Source organism: Mycobacterium farcinogenes (assembly GCF_019739075.1).
GTDB lineage: Bacteria > Actinomycetota > Actinomycetes > Mycobacteriales > Mycobacteriaceae > Mycobacterium > Mycobacterium senegalense.
The window spans coordinates 40,887-56,788 of sequence record NZ_CP081673.1; the positions used below are offsets into that span (position 1 = coordinate 40,887).

Annotated in this window: 15 protein-coding genes and 1 pseudogene; 7 read left to right on the top strand and 9 right to left on the bottom strand. The window is 67.8% G+C overall.

All coding sequences use genetic code 11. The features are described 5' to 3' along the window. The first annotated feature begins 5 nt into the window (after positions 1-5). Positions 6-1,205: a M23 family metallopeptidase gene (locus K6L26_RS00155; protein ID WP_047038772.1), complete on the top strand. Its 1,200-nt coding sequence runs from the start codon at positions 6-8 to the stop codon at positions 1,203-1,205. Beyond that, the gene (locus K6L26_RS00160) at positions 1,192-1,557 is read left to right on the top strand and encodes a DUF3054 domain-containing protein (RefSeq protein ID WP_019346130.1); all 366 of its coding nucleotides are present in this window, start codon (positions 1,192-1,194) and stop codon (positions 1,555-1,557) included. The genes K6L26_RS00155 and K6L26_RS00160 overlap by 14 nt, the downstream gene beginning before the upstream one ends. On the opposite strand, the gene K6L26_RS00165 is transcribed toward K6L26_RS00160, so the two are convergent. The 4 genes from K6L26_RS00165 to K6L26_RS00180 all read right to left on the bottom strand — a co-directional run bounded on the left by K6L26_RS00165 (position 1,545) and on the right by K6L26_RS00180 (position 4,766). Next, complete coding sequence (locus K6L26_RS00165; RefSeq protein ID WP_043369039.1) at positions 1,545-2,885, bottom strand: HAMP domain-containing sensor histidine kinase; 1,341 nt, start codon at positions 2,883-2,885, stop codon at positions 1,545-1,547. The genes K6L26_RS00160 and K6L26_RS00165 overlap by 13 nt on opposite strands. Positions 2,886-2,909: 24 nt before the next feature. Next, positions 2,910-3,578 (bottom strand): response regulator transcription factor, encoded by a 669-nt coding sequence (locus tag K6L26_RS00170; RefSeq protein WP_047328202.1) that lies wholly within the window; start codon positions 3,576-3,578, stop codon positions 2,910-2,912. A gap of 76 nt (positions 3,579-3,654) precedes the next feature. Beyond that, positions 3,655-4,038, bottom strand: a complete 384-nt coding sequence (locus K6L26_RS00175) for a heme-binding protein (RefSeq protein WP_019346133.1) — start codon at positions 4,036-4,038, stop codon at positions 3,655-3,657. Positions 4,039-4,208: 170 nt separating this feature from the next. After that, the gene (locus K6L26_RS00180) at positions 4,209-4,766 is read right to left on the bottom strand and encodes a hemophore (RefSeq protein ID WP_019346134.1); all 558 of its coding nucleotides are present in this window, start codon (positions 4,764-4,766) and stop codon (positions 4,209-4,211) included. 268 nt (positions 4,767-5,034) lie between these two features. Between K6L26_RS00180 and K6L26_RS00185 the strand changes: the two genes are divergently transcribed. Together K6L26_RS00185 and K6L26_RS00190 are read left to right on the top strand one after the other, a co-directional pair. After that, positions 5,035-7,893, top strand: coding sequence for an MMPL family transporter (locus K6L26_RS00185; RefSeq protein ID WP_048896306.1), 2,859 nt, complete (start codon positions 5,035-5,037; stop codon positions 7,891-7,893). A gap of 428 nt (positions 7,894-8,321) precedes the next feature. Then, positions 8,322-8,783 (top strand): annotated as a pseudogene (locus K6L26_RS00190) (XRE family transcriptional regulator); the annotation flags it as partial. A gap of 14 nt (positions 8,784-8,797) precedes the next feature. On the opposite strand, the gene K6L26_RS00195 reads toward K6L26_RS00190, so the two are convergent. Together K6L26_RS00195 and K6L26_RS00200 are read right to left on the bottom strand one after the other, a co-directional pair. Beyond that, positions 8,798-9,487, bottom strand: coding sequence for a hypothetical protein (locus K6L26_RS00195; protein ID WP_019344385.1), 690 nt, complete (start codon positions 9,485-9,487; stop codon positions 8,798-8,800). Next, positions 9,484-10,098 carry a hypothetical protein gene (locus K6L26_RS00200; RefSeq protein ID WP_221852378.1) on the bottom strand — a complete coding sequence of 205 codons (615 nt, stop codon included), beginning with the start codon at positions 10,096-10,098 and terminating at the stop codon, positions 9,484-9,486. The genes K6L26_RS00195 and K6L26_RS00200 overlap by 4 nt, the downstream gene beginning before the upstream one ends. A 65-nt stretch (positions 10,099-10,163) precedes the next feature. Here K6L26_RS00200 and K6L26_RS00205 point away from each other — a divergent pair, with 65 nt between their 5' ends. Then, complete coding sequence (locus tag K6L26_RS00205; protein WP_019344387.1) at positions 10,164-12,149, top strand: M13 family metallopeptidase; 1,986 nt, start codon at positions 10,164-10,166, stop codon at positions 12,147-12,149. Between the two features lie 59 nt (positions 12,150-12,208). On the opposite strand, the gene K6L26_RS00210 is transcribed toward K6L26_RS00205, so the two are convergent. Next, positions 12,209-13,228, bottom strand: a complete 1,020-nt coding sequence (locus tag K6L26_RS00210) for a L,D-transpeptidase (RefSeq protein WP_036390553.1) — start codon at positions 13,226-13,228, stop codon at positions 12,209-12,211. Between the two features lie 142 nt (positions 13,229-13,370). Then, positions 13,371-14,618 carry an MFS transporter gene (locus K6L26_RS00215; RefSeq protein WP_048896307.1) on the bottom strand — a complete coding sequence of 416 codons (1,248 nt, stop codon included), beginning with the start codon at positions 14,616-14,618 and terminating at the stop codon, positions 13,371-13,373. 68 nt (positions 14,619-14,686) lie between these two features. Here K6L26_RS00215 and K6L26_RS00220 point away from each other — a divergent pair, with 68 nt between their 5' ends. Then, positions 14,687-14,986, top strand: coding sequence for a thiamine-binding protein (locus K6L26_RS00220; protein WP_019346940.1), 300 nt, complete (start codon positions 14,687-14,689; stop codon positions 14,984-14,986). On the opposite strand, the gene K6L26_RS00225 is transcribed toward K6L26_RS00220, so the two are convergent. After that, on the bottom strand, positions 14,983-15,288 hold the full coding sequence (locus K6L26_RS00225; protein WP_003884906.1) for a copper-sensing transcriptional repressor RicR: 306 nt from the start codon (positions 15,286-15,288) through the stop codon (positions 14,983-14,985). The genes K6L26_RS00220 and K6L26_RS00225 overlap by 4 nt on opposite strands. 99 nt (positions 15,289-15,387) lie before the next feature. Here K6L26_RS00225 and K6L26_RS00230 point away from each other — a divergent pair, with 99 nt between their 5' ends. Continuing rightward, the gene (locus K6L26_RS00230) at positions 15,388-15,849 is read left to right on the top strand and encodes a hypothetical protein (RefSeq protein WP_131722533.1); all 462 of its coding nucleotides are present in this window, start codon (positions 15,388-15,390) and stop codon (positions 15,847-15,849) included. The last annotated feature ends 53 nt before the right edge of the window (positions 15,850-15,902 follow it).

The following is a 15,902-nucleotide window of genomic DNA, read 5'->3' on the forward strand; positions in this document are numbered from 1 at the left end:
CTTCCATGCGAGTCCGGTATCCGATCGCAGTGCTCGCCCTGACCGTGGCCGGGTGCTCGTCGGCACAGGCTCCACAGTCTGAGTCCACCACAACCACCACGGCCCCGCCCGTAGTCACTCCGGTGGTGGGATCGGTTCTGGCAGAACCGGTTCCGGTCGCAGCGACCGATGGCCGCACCCACTTGGCCTATGAACTCATGCTGACCAACACCTCACCGGGCACGGTCACGCTCAACTCGCTGAGCGCCGCGACGGCCGACCGCAAGCTGCTCACGTTGTCCGGGGACAGCCTCAAGTACTGGACCAGGGCGGTCGGTAACTCCGCGGCCGGAACCAACGTCCTCAACCCCGGCCAGAGCGCCTACGTGTGGCTGGATGTCGTCGCCGACGACCCGGCCCAGGTGCCGACCGAGCTCACCCACGAACTCGCGATCACCGTGGCCAGGCCCATGCCGCCACTGGTACCGCCGACCCTGACCGAGTCAGTGGCTCCGGTGTCGGTTCAGACCCGCAAGCCGGTGTCCATCGCCCCGCCGCTGACCGGCGACAACTGGGTGGACGCCAACAGCTGCTGCGACATGACCCCGCACCGGATGGCGCTCAATCCCATCAACGGAAAAGTGTGGGCCGCAGAACGATTCGCGATCGACTACGTGCAGCTCGGCGCCGACGGGCGACTGTACGCCGGAGACCGCGCCAAGGTGCAGAGCTACCCCTACTTCGGCGCGGAGATCCACGCGGTGGCCGACGGGCCCGTGGTGGCGGTGCTCGACGGCCTGAACGAGCAGGTTCCCGGGGTGACGCCGCGCGACCTCACGCTGCAGCAGTACGGCGGCAACCACATCGTGCAGGACATCGGCGACGGCAACTACGCCTTCTACGCCCACCTGCAACCGAACAGCCTCAAAGTCAAGCCCGGTGACAAACTCAGCACCGGGCAGGTCATTGGTGCCTTGGGCAACTCCGGCAACTCCGACGCACCGCACCTGCACTTCCATGTGATGGACGGCCCGGATCCGTTGGCGTCCAATGGCTTACCATTTACCTTCAAATCGTTCCGGCTCGATTCGCGGCTCACCTCACTGGCCGCCGCCGACGCACTGTTCGACGGCAAGCCGGCCGCACGGCAACCGGGCTTCGCCGAGCGCGACCAAACCGACGTCAGCCCACTGGTACTGGATGTGATGACATATGCGACGAGCTAGCGGCACGGCGTTGGTGGCCGACCTGATCTGCGTGGTGGTGTTCTGCACCATCGGACGGCGCAGCCACGCCGAGGGCATCACCGTGGCGGGGGTCGCCGAGACGGCCTGGCCGTTCCTGACCGGCACGCTGGTGGGCTGGCTGCTCGCGCGCGGGTGGCAGCGGCCGACGTCGTTGGCACCCACCGGGGTGGTGGTGTGGGTCAGCACCGTGGTGGTCGGCATGGTGTTACGCAAACTGACCTCGGCCGGGGTGGCGGTCAGCTTCATCGTCGTCGCCTCGCTGGTGACCGCGGCGCTGTTGCTGGGCTGGCGGGCCGCGTTCGCGGCACTGCGGCGCCGTCAATCCGCCTGAGTCGCATCCCCCGTCGGCGACAGGGCCACTGTCAGAACGGCACGAAGACCACCCAGCGGGCCGTGTGACAACGTGATCTCACCGCCGTGCAACTGAGCCTGCTGGGCCACCAGGGCCAGCCCGAGACCGGAACCGCCGGCCATCGCGGTGCTACCCCGGCGGAAGCGTCCCAGTACCGTCTCGTGCTCTTCGACCGGCAAGCCGCGGCCGTTGTCGTCGACGGTGATGACCAGGTGCCCGTCACCGCGGTGAGCGGTCAGTGCGATGCGGGTGGCCTCACCGTGGATGATGGCGTTGCGCACCAGGTTGTCCACCGCGATGCGCAGCCCGCCGGGCCAACCCATCACCAGGCCGACGTCGTCGGCCACCTGCACGTCGATCTGGACGTGCTCACTGCCTCTGGCGCTCTCCCTGACCACCCGGTCGAGCAGGTCGGCGATATCGATCAGCTCGCGGTCCTCCGCCTGCGCCAACTGCCCCGAAGCGAGCTGGCCCAGCGCGGTGATGATCGCCTCGACCCGGCGCTGCGCCCTGGACAGGTCGGCCACCACTTCGTCGCGCTCTGATTCCGGCAGATTGTGGATCCGCAGCGTGTCCAGGTCGGCACGCATCGCGGTGAGCGGCGTGCGCAGTTCGTGGGCGGCGTTGGCGGCGAAATCCTGGGCGGCCTGAAGGGAATTGGTGGTGGCACGCTGCGCGGCGGCCAATCTGGTGAGCATCCCCGCCATGGCCTCCGACAGGTCCTCGGCCTCCCGCACACCGCGCACCTTGGGCATCGTGTCGGTGCCGCTGTCCAGTTTCGAGGTGTGTTCGGTGAGCTTGCGCAGCGGCCGGATGGCCGGCCCGGCCAGCAGCCACCCCAGCCCGCCGGCCACCAGCACGGTGGCCACGCCGAAACCGATGTACAGCGGAATTCTGTTGGGGCTCAACAAGATACTGTCGGCGCGGATACCGATGGACATCAGCACTCCGCCGTGCTGGTCCACGTAGACGGTGCGCACCCGGTAATCGACACCGTTCACCTCGACGGTCTCGGTGCCCAGCGGCAGCACAGGCAACTGGAAACCCCGCTGGAACACCACCTGCCCCGTCGAACGCGAGCGGCCGGTGGTCAGCACCCCGCGCGTGGGATCCTGCAGATGCTCGGGGCTGATGCTGGCATCGACGATCGAATCGAGTCGGCGGTCCAACTGTGCGGAGTCGTTGTTGGCCAGCACCACTGACGTCAGGATGGTGAACACCGCCACCACGGCCGCAGCCGCCAGCGCCGAGGCCACCGCGACCCTGGTACGCAACGACGCCGAGCGGATCAGGCTGAAAAGTCGCACCTGACCCCGGTTCTCATGATGACCTCAGGCATCTTCGCGCAGTACGTATCCGATTCCGCGAACGGTGTGGATGACGCGTGGAACGTCGGGCCCTTCCAGCTTGCGCCGCAGGTACGAGATGAAGACGTCGGCCACGTTGGTGTCCACGTCGAAGTCGTATCCCCAGACCAGCTCGAGAAGCCGCTGCCTGGACAGCACCACACCCGTGTTCTCGGCCAGCACTGCCAGCAGATCGAACTCGCGCTTGGTCAGGTCCACGCGTTCCCCGGCGACGAACACCAGCCGGCGGGCGGTGTCGATGGTCAACGCCCCGACGGTCATGGTGTCCGACTGACGATCGGTGTGGCTGGCCCGGCGCAGCAACGCGTTGAGCCGGGCGACCAGCTCGCCGAGGTCGAACGGTTTCGTCAGGTAGTCGTCGGCGCCGGCTTCCAGCCCCGCGATGCGGTCGTTGACCGTGTCGCGGGCCGAAAGCACGCAGATCGGAATGTCGTTGCCCAAGGCGCGCAGCGCGGTGACCACGGCGACACCGTCGAGCTCCGGCATCTGGACGTCGAGGACGAGCGCGTCGTGCGACTCGTTCGACAACAGGCGCAGCGCCTCCTTGCCGGACGCCGCGACCCGGACGTCGAACCCCGAATGCCGCAGTCCGCGGGCTACCGAGGTACGCACATCCGGGTCGTCGTCGACCATCAGCACCGTGCGGTTAACACTCTCGGGCGTCACGTGTCCTTCACCGCTGGCGGGGGTAGCTTCCACCCGCACTCGGTTACGGGATGGAGGGAGCCGGAGCTTCGCCGCAGCGGTTCTTCAGGTCTACCAGCGGCTGGCGGATACCGGTCAGCTCGGCCTTGGTCTGCGGGTTTGCTTCGAGGTAGTCGTGCACCTTGGTCTTGACCTCTTCGCGCGGCAGGCCCTCAAGGCTGGTGAAGAAGTTGTTCACGTCGGGGTGGGTGAACAGGTATGCCGAGGTCGATGCCGACACCCCGGAAGCCACACCGGCCAGGTCGGCAGCGCTGCAGTTGGGGGGGTTGTTCGCCGGGTCGTCGGCCAGCGCCGACGGGATGGCGCCGAACAGCATCGCACCGGCTACAGCGCCGGCGCCTGCCACGCCAGCTACCACGCGCCGCGCATTACGGGCCGAGAGCAACATGGTCGAGCTCCTTCATCGGTATGGGGAGGCCGCAACCCCAGACGGTTAACGGCTGAAGGAAAGCTAAGCAGAATCCTTGACGACTTTCCTGCCTTGCGCGCAAACCGCCGCGCCGCCCGATGAATCCGCAGTTCAACGATGTCGCTCACGGCGACGCGACGGCGGCCGGCCTAGCGGGTCGAGGACGTCGCGGGGCCCGGAAGCGGACCGGAGCCCGCCGTCACCGCCGCGGCCGGCGAGGATTGTGCGGGCACCGCGGCGCGGGGCACCCCGACGTTCTGCGCCGAGGGCAACCCGCCCGGCAAACCACCGGCGGCCGTCCCGCCGCCCTGTTGGGTGGCCGACGCCAGGCCCATCAGTTGCGGCAGGCTGACCGGCAACTTGCAGCGCGTACCCAAATTGGCCAGCGGCTGCTGCAACCGCTGCATGTCCTTGGCGGCCTGCGGATTGGCGTCGAAATACGTCTTGAGCGCGGCGATCGACTCCGGCCCGGCCTGCTGCTGGCTGATGGTGGTCAGGGCCTGGTTGGTCTGCGGGTGCGTGTCCAGGTAATTGCCGATGTTGGTGGCCACACTGCCCGCCGTGCGGGCGACCTCGCTGGCGGCACACGGATCGGTCGCCGCCGTGGCGGACGGGACCATGAATGCGGCCACCATCGCACCGCCGACGCCCGTCACCGCGAGCGCGGCGGCCAGACCGCGGCGCAGTCCACCGTTGGTCGGTTGCATGGGGTACTCCTTCGGCGTGGGCCCCGGCGCATGCGTCAGCCGGGGTCGTCCTTGGCTATGTCGCCGGGCCGGGCGAATCCGTTAGCACGGCCAGGCCGACAACCCCGGCAACGGTACGGATGCCAGCTGTGAGATGTCTCAGCGAGATCTCAGAACCTGCAGAGAGCGAGCCACATTACACCGGTGGAGGTACGCTCTCGCTGACACGAGCCAGGACACGCCCAGCCACGTTGGGGGGAGAAAGCGGGGACCTCGCATCCAGCAGTTCATGATGCGCTTGAGCAGCTATCTGCGCAGATTCCGCTGGGCGGTTTTCGCGACATGGTTGTTGCTACTGGTGCCCTCGATCTACCTCGCGATCAACCAGTCGTCGAATCTCACCGGCGGCGGGTTCGACGTCGAAGGTTCACAGTCGCTCCACGTCCAGCGGCAACTCGAGGAACACTTCCCGGACCAGGGCGCGTCCCCGCTTGCCCTGATCGCGGCTCCCCGCGCCGACGCCTCGTTCCAGGACATGAATGCCGCGGTGGTGTGGCTGGAGAAGGTCGCGGGCGAGGTACCCAGTGTCAAGATCGTGCCGAACCCCCAGCAGCCGGCCCCGCAGCCCGACCGGCCGTACGTCATCACCCTGCAGCTGGACTTCAACAACACCGGCGCGGTGGACGTGGCCAAGCAGCTGCGCCAGAAGGTCGGGGTGCACGGCGAAGAGCCGGGCGAGAGCGAGAACGGCAAGGTCAAGTTCTACGTCATCGGGCAGGGCGCACTCGGTGCCGCCGCGACCCAGGCCACCAAGCACGACATCGCCGCGGCCGAGAAATGGAACCTGCCGATCGTGTTGATCGTGCTGCTGGCGGTGTTCGGCTCACTGGCCGCCGCGGCACTGCCACTCGTGCTCGGCATCTGCACGGTCGTGGTGACCATGGGCCTGGTTTATCTGCTGTCGATGTACACGCAAATGAGCGTGTTCGTCACGTCGACGGTGTCGATGTTCGGCATCGCCCTGGCCATCGACTACTCCCTGTTCATCCTCATGCGCTACCGCGAGGAGCTGCGTGCGGGGCGTGATCCGGCCGATGCGGTCGACGCGGCGATGTCCACGTCCGGCCTGGCGGTGGCCCTCTCGGGACTCACCGTCATCGCCTCGGTCACCGGCATCTACCTCATCAACACGCCGGTGCTGGTGTCGATGGCGACCGGCGCGATCCTGGCCGTCGCCGTCGCGGTGCTGACCTCTACCACCCTGACCCCGGCCGTGCTGGCGACGTTCGGCAGCGCGGCAGCCAAGCGCTCGTCGTACCTGCATTGGTCCCGACGTGCCGAGGCGACGCAGTCACGGTTCTGGACCCGCTGGACCGGCGCGGTGATGCGCCGGCCGTGGGCGTCGGCCGTCGCCGCGACGATCCTGCTGCTGATCCTGGCGGCACCGGCCTTCGGCATGGTGCTGGGCAACAGCATGCAGCGCCAGTTCGAACCCACCCACGAGATCCGCGGCGGGGTCAACGCGGCCGCGGACGCGCTGGGCCCCGGAGCGCTGGGTCCCGTGCGCGTGCTGGTGACCTTCCCCAACGGAGACGCGTCGTCTTCCAACGGCACCGCCGCGCTCGACGCGGTGCGCCAGGAGATGACGCGGGCACCCAACGTGCAGACCGTGCAGCCGCCGGTGTTCTCCGACAACAACAACAGCGCACTGCTGTCGGCGGTGCTGAAGGTCGACCCCGAGGATCTGGCGGCCCGCGAGTCCATCGACTGGATGCGCGACAAACTGCCGCAGGCCGCGGGCTCGGATGCGCGGGTCGACGTCGGCGGGCCGACAGCGCTCATCAAAGACTTCGACGACCGGGTCTCCAGTACCCAGCCGCTGGTGTTCCTGTTCGTCGCGTTGATCGCGTTCGTGATGCTGCTGGTGTCGATCCGGTCGGTGTTCCTGGCGCTCAAGGGCGTGCTGATGACGGTGCTGTCGGTGGCCGCGGCCTACGGCAGCCTGGTGGTCGTCTTCCAGTGGGGCTGGTTCGAAGGCTTGGGCTTCGAGAAGATCAGCTCCCTCGACAGCACGGTTCCGCCGCTCGTCCTGGCGATGACCTTCGGCCTGTCGATGGACTACGAGATCTTTTTGCTCACCCGGATCCGGGAACGGTTCCTGCAAACCAACAGCACCCGCGACGCGGTGGCCTACGGCGTCAGCACGAGCGCACGCACCATCACCAGCGCCGCGCTGATCATGATCGCGGTGTTCATCGGGTTCGCTTTTGCCGGCATGCCGCTGGTGGCACAGCTCGGGGTGGCGTGCGCGGTGGCCATCGCCGTCGACGCGACCGTGGTCCGGCTGATCCTGGTGCCCGCACTGATGGCCATGTTCGACGAGTGGAACTGGTGGCTGCCGCACTGGCTGGATCGGCTGCTGCCCGAGGTCGATTTCGAGAAGCCGCTACCCAAGGTCGAGGTCACCGACCTGGTGATCATTCCCGACGACATCTCCGCCCTGGGGCCGAGCGGATCGGACCTGCGCATGATGGTGCGCACCGCCGCCAAGATGAAACACCTTGCGCCGCAAACCATCATCGTCGCCGACCCACTGGCGTTCAGCGGCTGCAGCAAACCGTCATCGCGGCTGGCGGCCCGGCGGCCCGGTGGCCCCAAGCGGTGCCCGGGCGTACATCCGGTCACCATGTGGCGAGGCCGGCTCTCGGTGGCCGTCGATGCATTGGAGACCGAGGCAGATGCGGGGCGGGCACCGATGGAGCGGCTCGGCCCGGTGGAGACCACCAATGTGCAACTGCCGACCGGGGACCGGCTGCAGATCCCGACCGGCGCCGAAACACTGCGGCTGAAAAGTTATCTGATCATGTGCCGTAACAGCGCCAAGGACTATGAAGAGTTTGCTGATCTCGTCGATTCGGTAGAAACCGAAACTGCAGCTCTGGTGTTGTCGGGCATGGACCGGTATTACTGTGGGCAGAACCCGACGAGCAGATGGGTCGCCACGCAGCTGGTGCGCCGGCTGGCCGACCCGCAGCCGTCCGATGAGCACGACTTCGTGATGTCGGACCCGGATGCAGCTGCCGAATGGGAGAAGGTCAGGCAGCGCTGCCTGTCAGTTGCGGTAGCAATGCTGGAGGAGGCGAAGTGACGTTGGCGCCCGACGTCCGCGAATCGAGAGATGCGCGGATTTCCCGTCGCGACGAGATTCAGCCGGTGCAGCCGTCTGCTCCTCGACGTCCTGCCGCACCCCGGACCCAAGGCGCCCAGGCACCGCGCACCTCAGCGCAGCGCGCCCCCGTGCAGCGGACGCCCCAACGCACCGCGCCGTCCCAGCGCACCACTTCCACACCGCGCGCGGCGACCCCGCGCACCTCGGCCCAAAGCGATTCGGCCCAACGCAGTTCCGCACAACGCCCCCAGAAGGCGCCCGCCCAGGTACAACGGAAGCAGGAGCAACGCGCTCCTGGCCAAGACACGAAGACACAGCGCACACAGGGGCAGGGCACGCAGACACCACGCACACCGGTACAGCGTTCGCAGCAGCCGGCACAGCCACGACAACAACGTCCGGCCAAGGCCGCCGCGCCGCAGCGCCAACCCGCATTCGACGACCGGCCGGTCGAGTATTGGTCGACCGCGGCGATCCGTGCGGCCTTGGAGACCGACGACATGGCGGTCTGGCAGCGCATCGTCGCCGCGATCAAGCGTGATCCGTACGGCCGCACCGCCCGCCAGGTCGAGGAAGTGCTGCAGACCGCCCGGCCCTACGGCGTATCCAAGGCACTGTCGGAGGTGCTGGTGCGTACGCGCGAGCACCTGGAGGCCACCGAGCGCGCCGAGGTCGCCCGCCAGATCCAGGCCATGCTGCGCCGTTCCGAACTGCAGGCGCCCGAATTCGCTTCGCGCTGCGGGGTGTCCAACGAGTCCTTCGCCGACTATCTGGAGGGCACCGTGAGCCCGCCGGCCTCGCTGCTGCTACGCATGCAACGGCTCTCGGACCGGTTCGCGAAGCTCGCCGCGCAACGCTCCGCGAAGTAGAGCCGGCCCGGCGCTCAGCGCGAGTGCAACGGCGCGACGTTGTCGACGAGCCAGCGTCCGTCGGTCTTGCTCAGCGCCACCCGCAGTGCCATCACCGCGTTGTCGGTGGGTTTGCCCGGCGCACTCTGAGTTCCGCGCAGGACGACAGCCACACTGGCCACCTGCGGACCCAGCGCCTCCACCCCTGCCGAGATGGTGGCAGCGGTGGCCGACACGTTCTTGCTGGCCAATTCCTTTGCCACATTGGCGAATTCATTCTTGAACTGCTCAGCCTGCTGCGGCGACATCATGGCGGTGGCACGGTCGATCGAGGCAGTCGGGCTCTGCGGGCTGAAGGTGGCGGTGGCCTCCGAGACGCTGCTGGCGATCCTCACCACCTCGTCGCGGTCGTTGTTGAACGCGCGGTCGGGCACGGTCCAGCGCAGGTACCCGACCGTCACCGCGGCCACCACGGCCGCGGCAGCCACCCCGGCGACCGCCAGGCGCAGCCCGGGAGCGTCGTCGTCGGTGCCCAGCGTCACGCCGTCACGCCGAGCCAGCACGACGTTGACGATGACGCCCTGCACGATCAGCAGGCACAGCACCGAGCACAACGAGACCCACCACAGCGGCCAGCCCAACGCCAGGCCGATGTAGACCAACGCCGCGATCGCGGCCAGCGGGGCGGCGACGTCGAAAGCCAGTACGCGCAACCGGTTTCTCATCGGATCGGCTCCAAGCGCGAGACCATCAGGGTGCCGTCGACATCGGACACATCCAGCCGCAAGTTCCAGCGCACGGTCTGGGGCTTGTCGGCGCCGGCGTTCTCGCTGACCGACGTCGCGACCACCAGCACGGTGTCGGTGCGCGAAACCATTCCGGCCAGCTCGGGCTTGGGTGCCGGCACCGGACGCCCGTCCGGACCCGGCGGCGGGTGGTAGAGCGATTCGATGGCCACCGAATCGATCTGGCCGGTGGTGCGGGCCTGCAGCCGCTGCACGAGGTCGCGGTAGGGCTGCACGGCCGCGTCGAAGTCGGCGTTGAGCTGGCCGACGGTGCCCTCCCGCAGCTTCTGCATGCCCGCCTCGACGGAATCCTTGTTGATGTTGATCAGGACGTTGGTCCAGTCGGCGGCCGTCCGCAGCACCCGGGTCTGGTAGTCGCGCTCGTCGGTCTCGCTGCGGTGACTGGACCACACCATGGCGCCCAGGACCACCGCGACGACCGCGATCACGCCGGCGACTGCCGAGGCGAAGCGGAAGCCGGTGATGACGCCACCGGGGTGATCGTGATCGTCGGTGCTGTCGGTGCTGTCGGTGCTCGGCGCCTCAGGCATGGCCGTGAGGGTACCGGCCACCAAACCGGCCCAGCGCACCCGCGGCCTTCTGGAAGAATGTCGGGGTGACGGTAGAAGCGATCAAGTCGGGTATCGACCTGAGCCATGTCGACCCGCAGGCCCGCCCGCAAGACGACCTGTTCGGCCACGTCAACGGCCGTTGGTTGACCGACTACGAGATTCCCGCCGACCGCGCCACCGACGGTGCCTTCCGGCTGCTGCACGACCGCGCCGAGGAGCAGATCCGCGATCTGATCACCCAAGCGGCGGCGTCCGGCGCCGCGGCGGGCACCGACGAGCAGCGCATCGGTGATCTGTACGCCAGTTTCATGGACGAACAGGCCATCGCTACCCGTGGCCTGGCGCCGCTGCTGGCCGAACTCGCCCTGATCGACGGCGCTGCCGACAGCGATGCGCTGGCCTCGGTCCTCGGCGGGCTGGAGCGCACCGGGGTGTCCGGCGGGGCCGGGGTGTACGTGGACACCGATTCCAAGGATTCGACGCGCTACCTGCTGCACATGAGCCAGTCCGGCCTCGGGCTGCCCGACGAGTCCTACTACCGCGACGAGCAGCACGCCGAGATCCTGGCGGCCTACCCGGGCCACATCGCCCGGATGTTCGCACTGGTCTACGGTGACACCGCCGGGGACCCCGCCGACATCGCCGCCCGGATCGTCGCGCTGGAATCCAAACTTGCCGCTGCGCACTGGGACGTGGTCAAACGCCGCGACGCCGACCTGACCTACAACTTGCGCACGTTCGCCGACCTGTCCGGCGACGCCCCCGGCTTCGACTGGACCGGCTGGCTCAGCGCGCTCGGCACCACCCCGGAGAAGGTCTCCGAACTGGTGCTGCGTCAACCTGACTACGTGACCGCGTTCGCCGCGCTGTGGGCGAGCGAAGACCTCGAGGATTGGAAGGCCTGGACGCGCTGGCGCGTCATCCATTCGCGCGCCGGGCTGCTGACCGACGAGCTGGTGGCCGAGAACTTCGACTTCTACGGCCGCACGCTCAGCGGCACCGAGCAGAACCGCGATCGCTGGAAGCGCGGGGTGTCACTGGTGGAGGGCCTGATGGGCGACGCCCTGGGCAAGCTCTACGTGGCCAAGTACTTCCCGCCCGAGGCCAAGGCCCGCATGGACGAGTTGGTGGCCAACCTGCGCGAGGCCTACCGGGTCAGCATCAACGAGCTGGACTGGATGACACCCGAAACCCGGGCCAAGGCGCTGGTGAAGCTCGACAAGTTCACCCCGAAGATCGGCTACCCGGCCCGCTGGCGCGACTATTCGGCCCTGGTGGTCGAGCGGGACGATCTGTACGGCAACTACCGTCGGGGCCACGTGGTGAACTCCGACCGCGAGCTGGCCAAGCTCGGAGGCCCGGTGGATCGCGACGAATGGTTCATGACGCCGCAGACGGTCAATGCCTACTACAACCCCGGGATGAACGAAATCGTCTTTCCCGCAGCCATTCTGCAGCCACCGTTCTTCGATGCCGAGGCCGATGATGCGGCCAATTACGGTGGCATCGGCGCGGTGATCGGGCACGAGATCGGCCACGGATTCGACGATCAGGGCGCCAAGTACGACGGCGACGGCAACCTGGTGGACTGGTGGACCGATGCCGATCGCGCCGAATTCGGAGTCCGCACAAAAGCTTTGATCGATCAGTACGAGAAGTTCACCCCGCGTGGGCTCGACGCCTCACATCATGTGAACGGAGCGTTCACGGTCGGCGAGAACATCGGTGACCTCGGCGGGCTGTCCATCGCGCTGCTGGCCTACCAGCTGTCGCTGAAGGGGCAGGAGGCGCCGGTGATCGACGGGCTGACCGGTGTGCAGCGCGTCTACTTCGGCTGGGCCCAGGTGTGGCGCACGAAGTCCCGTGAGGCCGAGGCGATCCGGCGCCTGGCGGTGGACCCGCACTCACCGCCGGAGTTCCGCTGCAACGGCGTGATCCGCAACATCGACTCGTTCTACGAGGCGTTCGACGTGTCCGACACCGATGAGCTGTACCTGGAGCCGGACAAGCGCGTGCGCATCTGGAACTAGGCCGCACATACAACAAAACCCCTGCCGGCGGGCAGGGGTTTTGTTGTATCGAGGTCCGTCTAGAACATCTGCCAGTCGGACGCGCCGTCAGGCGTGTTGTACCAGCCGCCGCCGGTGTTCTTGATCACCACCGGGTCACCGCTGCCGAAGTTGTCGTAGAACCACTTGGCGTTCTCCGGGCTGAGGTTGACGCAGCCGTGGCTGACGTTGCTGTTGCCCTGTGCGGCCACCGACCACGGCGCGCTGTGGACGAAGACGCCGCTGTTGTCGATCCGGACCGCGTCCTTCACCTTGAGCTTGTAGCCCTCCTTGGAGTCCACCGGGACGCCGTAGGTGGAGGAATCCATGACGATGTCGGGGAACTTCTCCAGCACGTAGTAGGTGCCGTTCTTGGTCTCGTGCTTGCCGTCGGGCTTGCCCATCGACACCGGGAAGGTCTTCTCCAGCTTCCCGTTGCGCATGACTTCCATCTTCTTGGTCTTGTCATCGATCGTGGCGACCAGATAGTCGCCGACGCGGAAGCTGGACTTGGTGCCGGCCGCGTCGATGTTCACCACGGTGTTGGACGGCCAGAAGTCCTGCGGGCGCCAGCGCAGCTGCGTGTCGGTGACCCAGTAGAAGCGGCCCGCGACCGGCGGGTTCGAGGTGATCCGGATGGCGTCCTGAGCCATCTGCCGGTTGGCGATCGGCCGCTGGAAGTTGATGTAGATGGGCTTGGCGACGCCCACCATGGACCCGTTGACCGGGTTGAACGACGGCGGCAGGAACGGCGCCTCACCGGTGAACGGCGTGGAGTTCTGGCCCGGCGCGTCGCCGTCGGTGAAGGGGATGGTCGGCGATCCGTAGTTGACGATCGGCGCGGGAGTCGTGGGGGCGCCTGGAGCCGCGGCGGCCGGAGCCGCGGGATCGGCCGGCAGCGGCGGGATGTACGCGCCCGGCGGGGGTCCCGGAACAGCAGGGTCGACGGGTGCCGGTGGCACCTCCGGGTCTGCGTATGCGGACGGGCTGAGCACCAGCCCACCGAGCAGCCCCGCAGCCATGAAAGCAGTGATCAGTCGACGTTTTGCCGATTTCGGCATGAGTAACCTCCAGACAGCACAACTCGCTCCAGTCTCTCACAGCACTATGACCAGCTACTGCCGCGAGAAGGCGTGATCCCCCGACAGCGACCGACTGCACGGCGCTGAACTGCGGTGTTTATCGAGTGTGAGCGTGCTCGCGTTACTTCTCCGTGGCTGGGCAGGAAACTACGAATACGCCGCGGGACGACGCGACACCACACATCGAAACGATGATCAGGGCCGCGGCCACGGCCACTGTCGGCGCCGCTCCTCCGTGGTCGTAGAGGCCGCCGCCGATCAGCGCACCGCCCATGATGCCGATCTGGAAGGCCGCGACATACAGGCCGGAGGCTCCGTCGGGGTCTTCGGGCGAGGTGCGCATCGCGGAGGCCTGCAGCATCGGCGGCAATGCCGTGGAGGCCGCGCCCCACACGACCACCGCTGCCGCACCGAGCATCACCACAGCCCGTCCGGACCACGATTCGACGGCCAGCAGCGACAAGATCACCAGAGCGGCGGCCAGCGCGCCCAGACAGCCCAACACCGAGGCCTTCGGCCACAGGTCCAGGGGCCGGGCCATGGCGGCCATCCCTGCCAGGCCGGCGACCCCGAAGCCCGCCAACAGCCAGGCCAGGTGCGGTCCGTGAATCCCGACCACGTCCCGGATGATCACCACGATGAAGGTGTAGGCGACGAAGTGCCCGGTGACACCGATCAGGGTGAGCACCGACAAGACGAGCAGCCGGCGGTTGCGCCGGTGGCGGTGCCGCGTCCCGGCCGTCGGGTCGACGCCCGAGACGGGCGCCAACGCCGGCAGCATCGTCCACGCCGCCAGCGCCACCACGGCGGCGGCCACGGCGATGATCGCCACGGCCGGCCGCCATCCCCACACTTCACTGAGTGCCGCGGCCAGTGGATTGCCCACCACGAGCGCCAGGCCGGTGCCGACATAGACCGCGGCAGTAGCCCGGCCGGCGTGGCTGGCCGGAACCAGACGGGCGCCGATCGGCGCGATCACCGACCACATCAACCCATGGGCCAGCGCGCACAGCACCCGGCCGCCGGCCAGCACCGCGAAGTTCGGGGCGAGCGCCGAGATCACCTGCGAGACGGTCAGGCACACCAAGGTGGCGACCAGCGTCCGGCGTCGCGGCCAGCGCGCAGTCAGACGCACCAGGATGACCGTGGTGAGTGCGGCGACGAGGGCGTAGCTGGCCATCAGCGTGGCGACCAGGCCTTCGCTGACCCGAAGATCTGTGGCGATCGCGGGGAGCGCCCCGACGGGCAGCATCTCGGCCGTGACGTAGATGAACGCCGCCGCCGCGAGTACGGCGAGTTGAATGGCAACTCGCGGTGTCCACGGGCTGGTGCGGGCGGGAAGCGACTCGCCGGTGACGCTGAAGGTCATGCTGGAATGCCACGGTAGTGCCAGAACGTTGCCGAGCGCGGTAACCGACCCGAGAGGATGCGCAGTCCGTGATTGTCGCCTTCAGCATCAGCCCGGCCGGCGGGGATGAGTCCGGCAGTGTCAGCGCAGCGGTGGCCGAAGCCGTGCGGGTGGTGCGGGCCTCGGGCCTGCCCAACGAGACCAACGCCATGTTCACCAACGTCGAAGGTGAATGGGACGAGGTCATGGCCGTGGTGAAACAGGCCGTGGATGTCGTGGCGGCGGTATCCCCACGGGTCAGCCTGGTGCTCAAGGCCGACATCCGTCCCGGCTATACCGGGCAGCTCACCGCGAAGGTCGAACGCATCGAGCAGGCGCTGGGCGGTTAAGAACGGACGAGGCGCGCGATGGCGGCCGAGGCTTCGGCCAGCTTGGCTTCGGCCTGGTCACCGCCTTCGGAGACGGCCTGCGTCACGCAATGTCCGAGGTGCTCGTCGAGCAGGCCGAGCGCCACGGATTGCAGCGCGCTGTTGACGGCGCTGATCTGGGTGAGCACGTCGATGCAGTACTTGTCCTCGTCGATCATCTTGGCGATGCCCCGGACCTGCCCCTCGATCCGGCGCAGCCTTTTGGCGTAGTTCTCCTTCTGCGCCGAGTAGCCATGTGCGCCCGAGCTGTCAGCCACGTCCATGCCCCCATCATACTGGTACCCCACCGGGGTATGCATCCTCTGCTTGGCCGGGAGAAATGCCGCGAAACGTGACCCCGCTGCGCCGATACGCTGATTCCGATGACGATGCCTCCCTGGCCGGGGCCACAGGGCGAACCGCCGAGTTACGCCCCGCCGGCGTATCCCCAGCCGTATCCCGTGGCGCCCCCGGCGGCGCCGAAGCGCCGGCGGTCCGCGGTCGGCACGACGGTGACGGTGGTCAGCGTCATCCTCGCGGTCGCGCTGTGGATCGTCGCCGTCATCGGTGCGGCCGCCGCCGCTTGGCTGTCGTTGTTCTTCGCGATGTCGACCGACACCTGCCACGCCACCTGCGGCCCGACCCCCTATGACGATCAGGTCTACCCGACGACGTTCGGCTGGATCGGCGGCGGACTGGTCGCCGGGCTCGCCGGAACCATCGTCATGATCTTCTTCACCCGGCGCTGGTTGTGGGTCTGGCCCCTGCTGTCCATCGTGTGCACCGTGGTCGGGTTCTACCTGGGGTACGACCTGACCGTGAAGGCCACCGAGTGGACCGGCTGACCTGCGCCGCTTCGGGCCGGAAAGAATTTGGGCGGCTAACTAACCGAGGGGCA

Excerpts from the sequence above, each read along its gene's own strand:
- K6L26_RS00155 (WP_047038772.1), top strand. The coding sequence starts at position 6 with ATGCGAGTCCGGTATCCGATCGCAGTGCTCGCCCTGACCGTGGCCGGG.
- K6L26_RS00160 (WP_019346130.1), top strand. The coding sequence starts at position 1,192 with ATGCGACGAGCTAGCGGCACGGCGTTGGTGGCCGACCTGATCTGCGTG.
- K6L26_RS00170 (WP_047328202.1), bottom strand. The coding sequence starts at position 3,578 with ATGGTCGACGACGACCCGGATGTGCGTACCTCGGTAGCCCGCGGACTG.
- K6L26_RS00175 (WP_019346133.1), bottom strand. The coding sequence starts at position 4,038 with ATGTTGCTCTCGGCCCGTAATGCGCGGCGCGTGGTAGCTGGCGTGGCA.
- K6L26_RS00180 (WP_019346134.1), bottom strand. The coding sequence starts at position 4,766 with ATGCAACCGACCAACGGTGGACTGCGCCGCGGTCTGGCCGCCGCGCTC.
- K6L26_RS00185 (WP_048896306.1), top strand. The coding sequence starts at position 5,035 with ATGATGCGCTTGAGCAGCTATCTGCGCAGATTCCGCTGGGCGGTTTTC.
- K6L26_RS00195 (WP_019344385.1), bottom strand. The coding sequence starts at position 9,487 with ATGAGAAACCGGTTGCGCGTACTGGCTTTCGACGTCGCCGCCCCGCTG.
- K6L26_RS00200 (WP_221852378.1), bottom strand. The coding sequence starts at position 10,098 with ATGCCTGAGGCGCCGAGCACCGACAGCACCGACAGCACCGACGATCAC.
- K6L26_RS00210 (WP_036390553.1), bottom strand. The coding sequence starts at position 13,228 with ATGCCGAAATCGGCAAAACGTCGACTGATCACTGCTTTCATGGCTGCG.
- K6L26_RS00215 (WP_048896307.1), bottom strand. The coding sequence starts at position 14,618 with ATGACCTTCAGCGTCACCGGCGAGTCGCTTCCCGCCCGCACCAGCCCG.
- K6L26_RS00225 (WP_003884906.1), bottom strand. The coding sequence starts at position 15,288 with ATGGACGTGGCTGACAGCTCGGGCGCACATGGCTACTCGGCGCAGAAG.
- K6L26_RS00230 (WP_131722533.1), top strand. The coding sequence starts at position 15,388 with ATGACGATGCCTCCCTGGCCGGGGCCACAGGGCGAACCGCCGAGTTAC.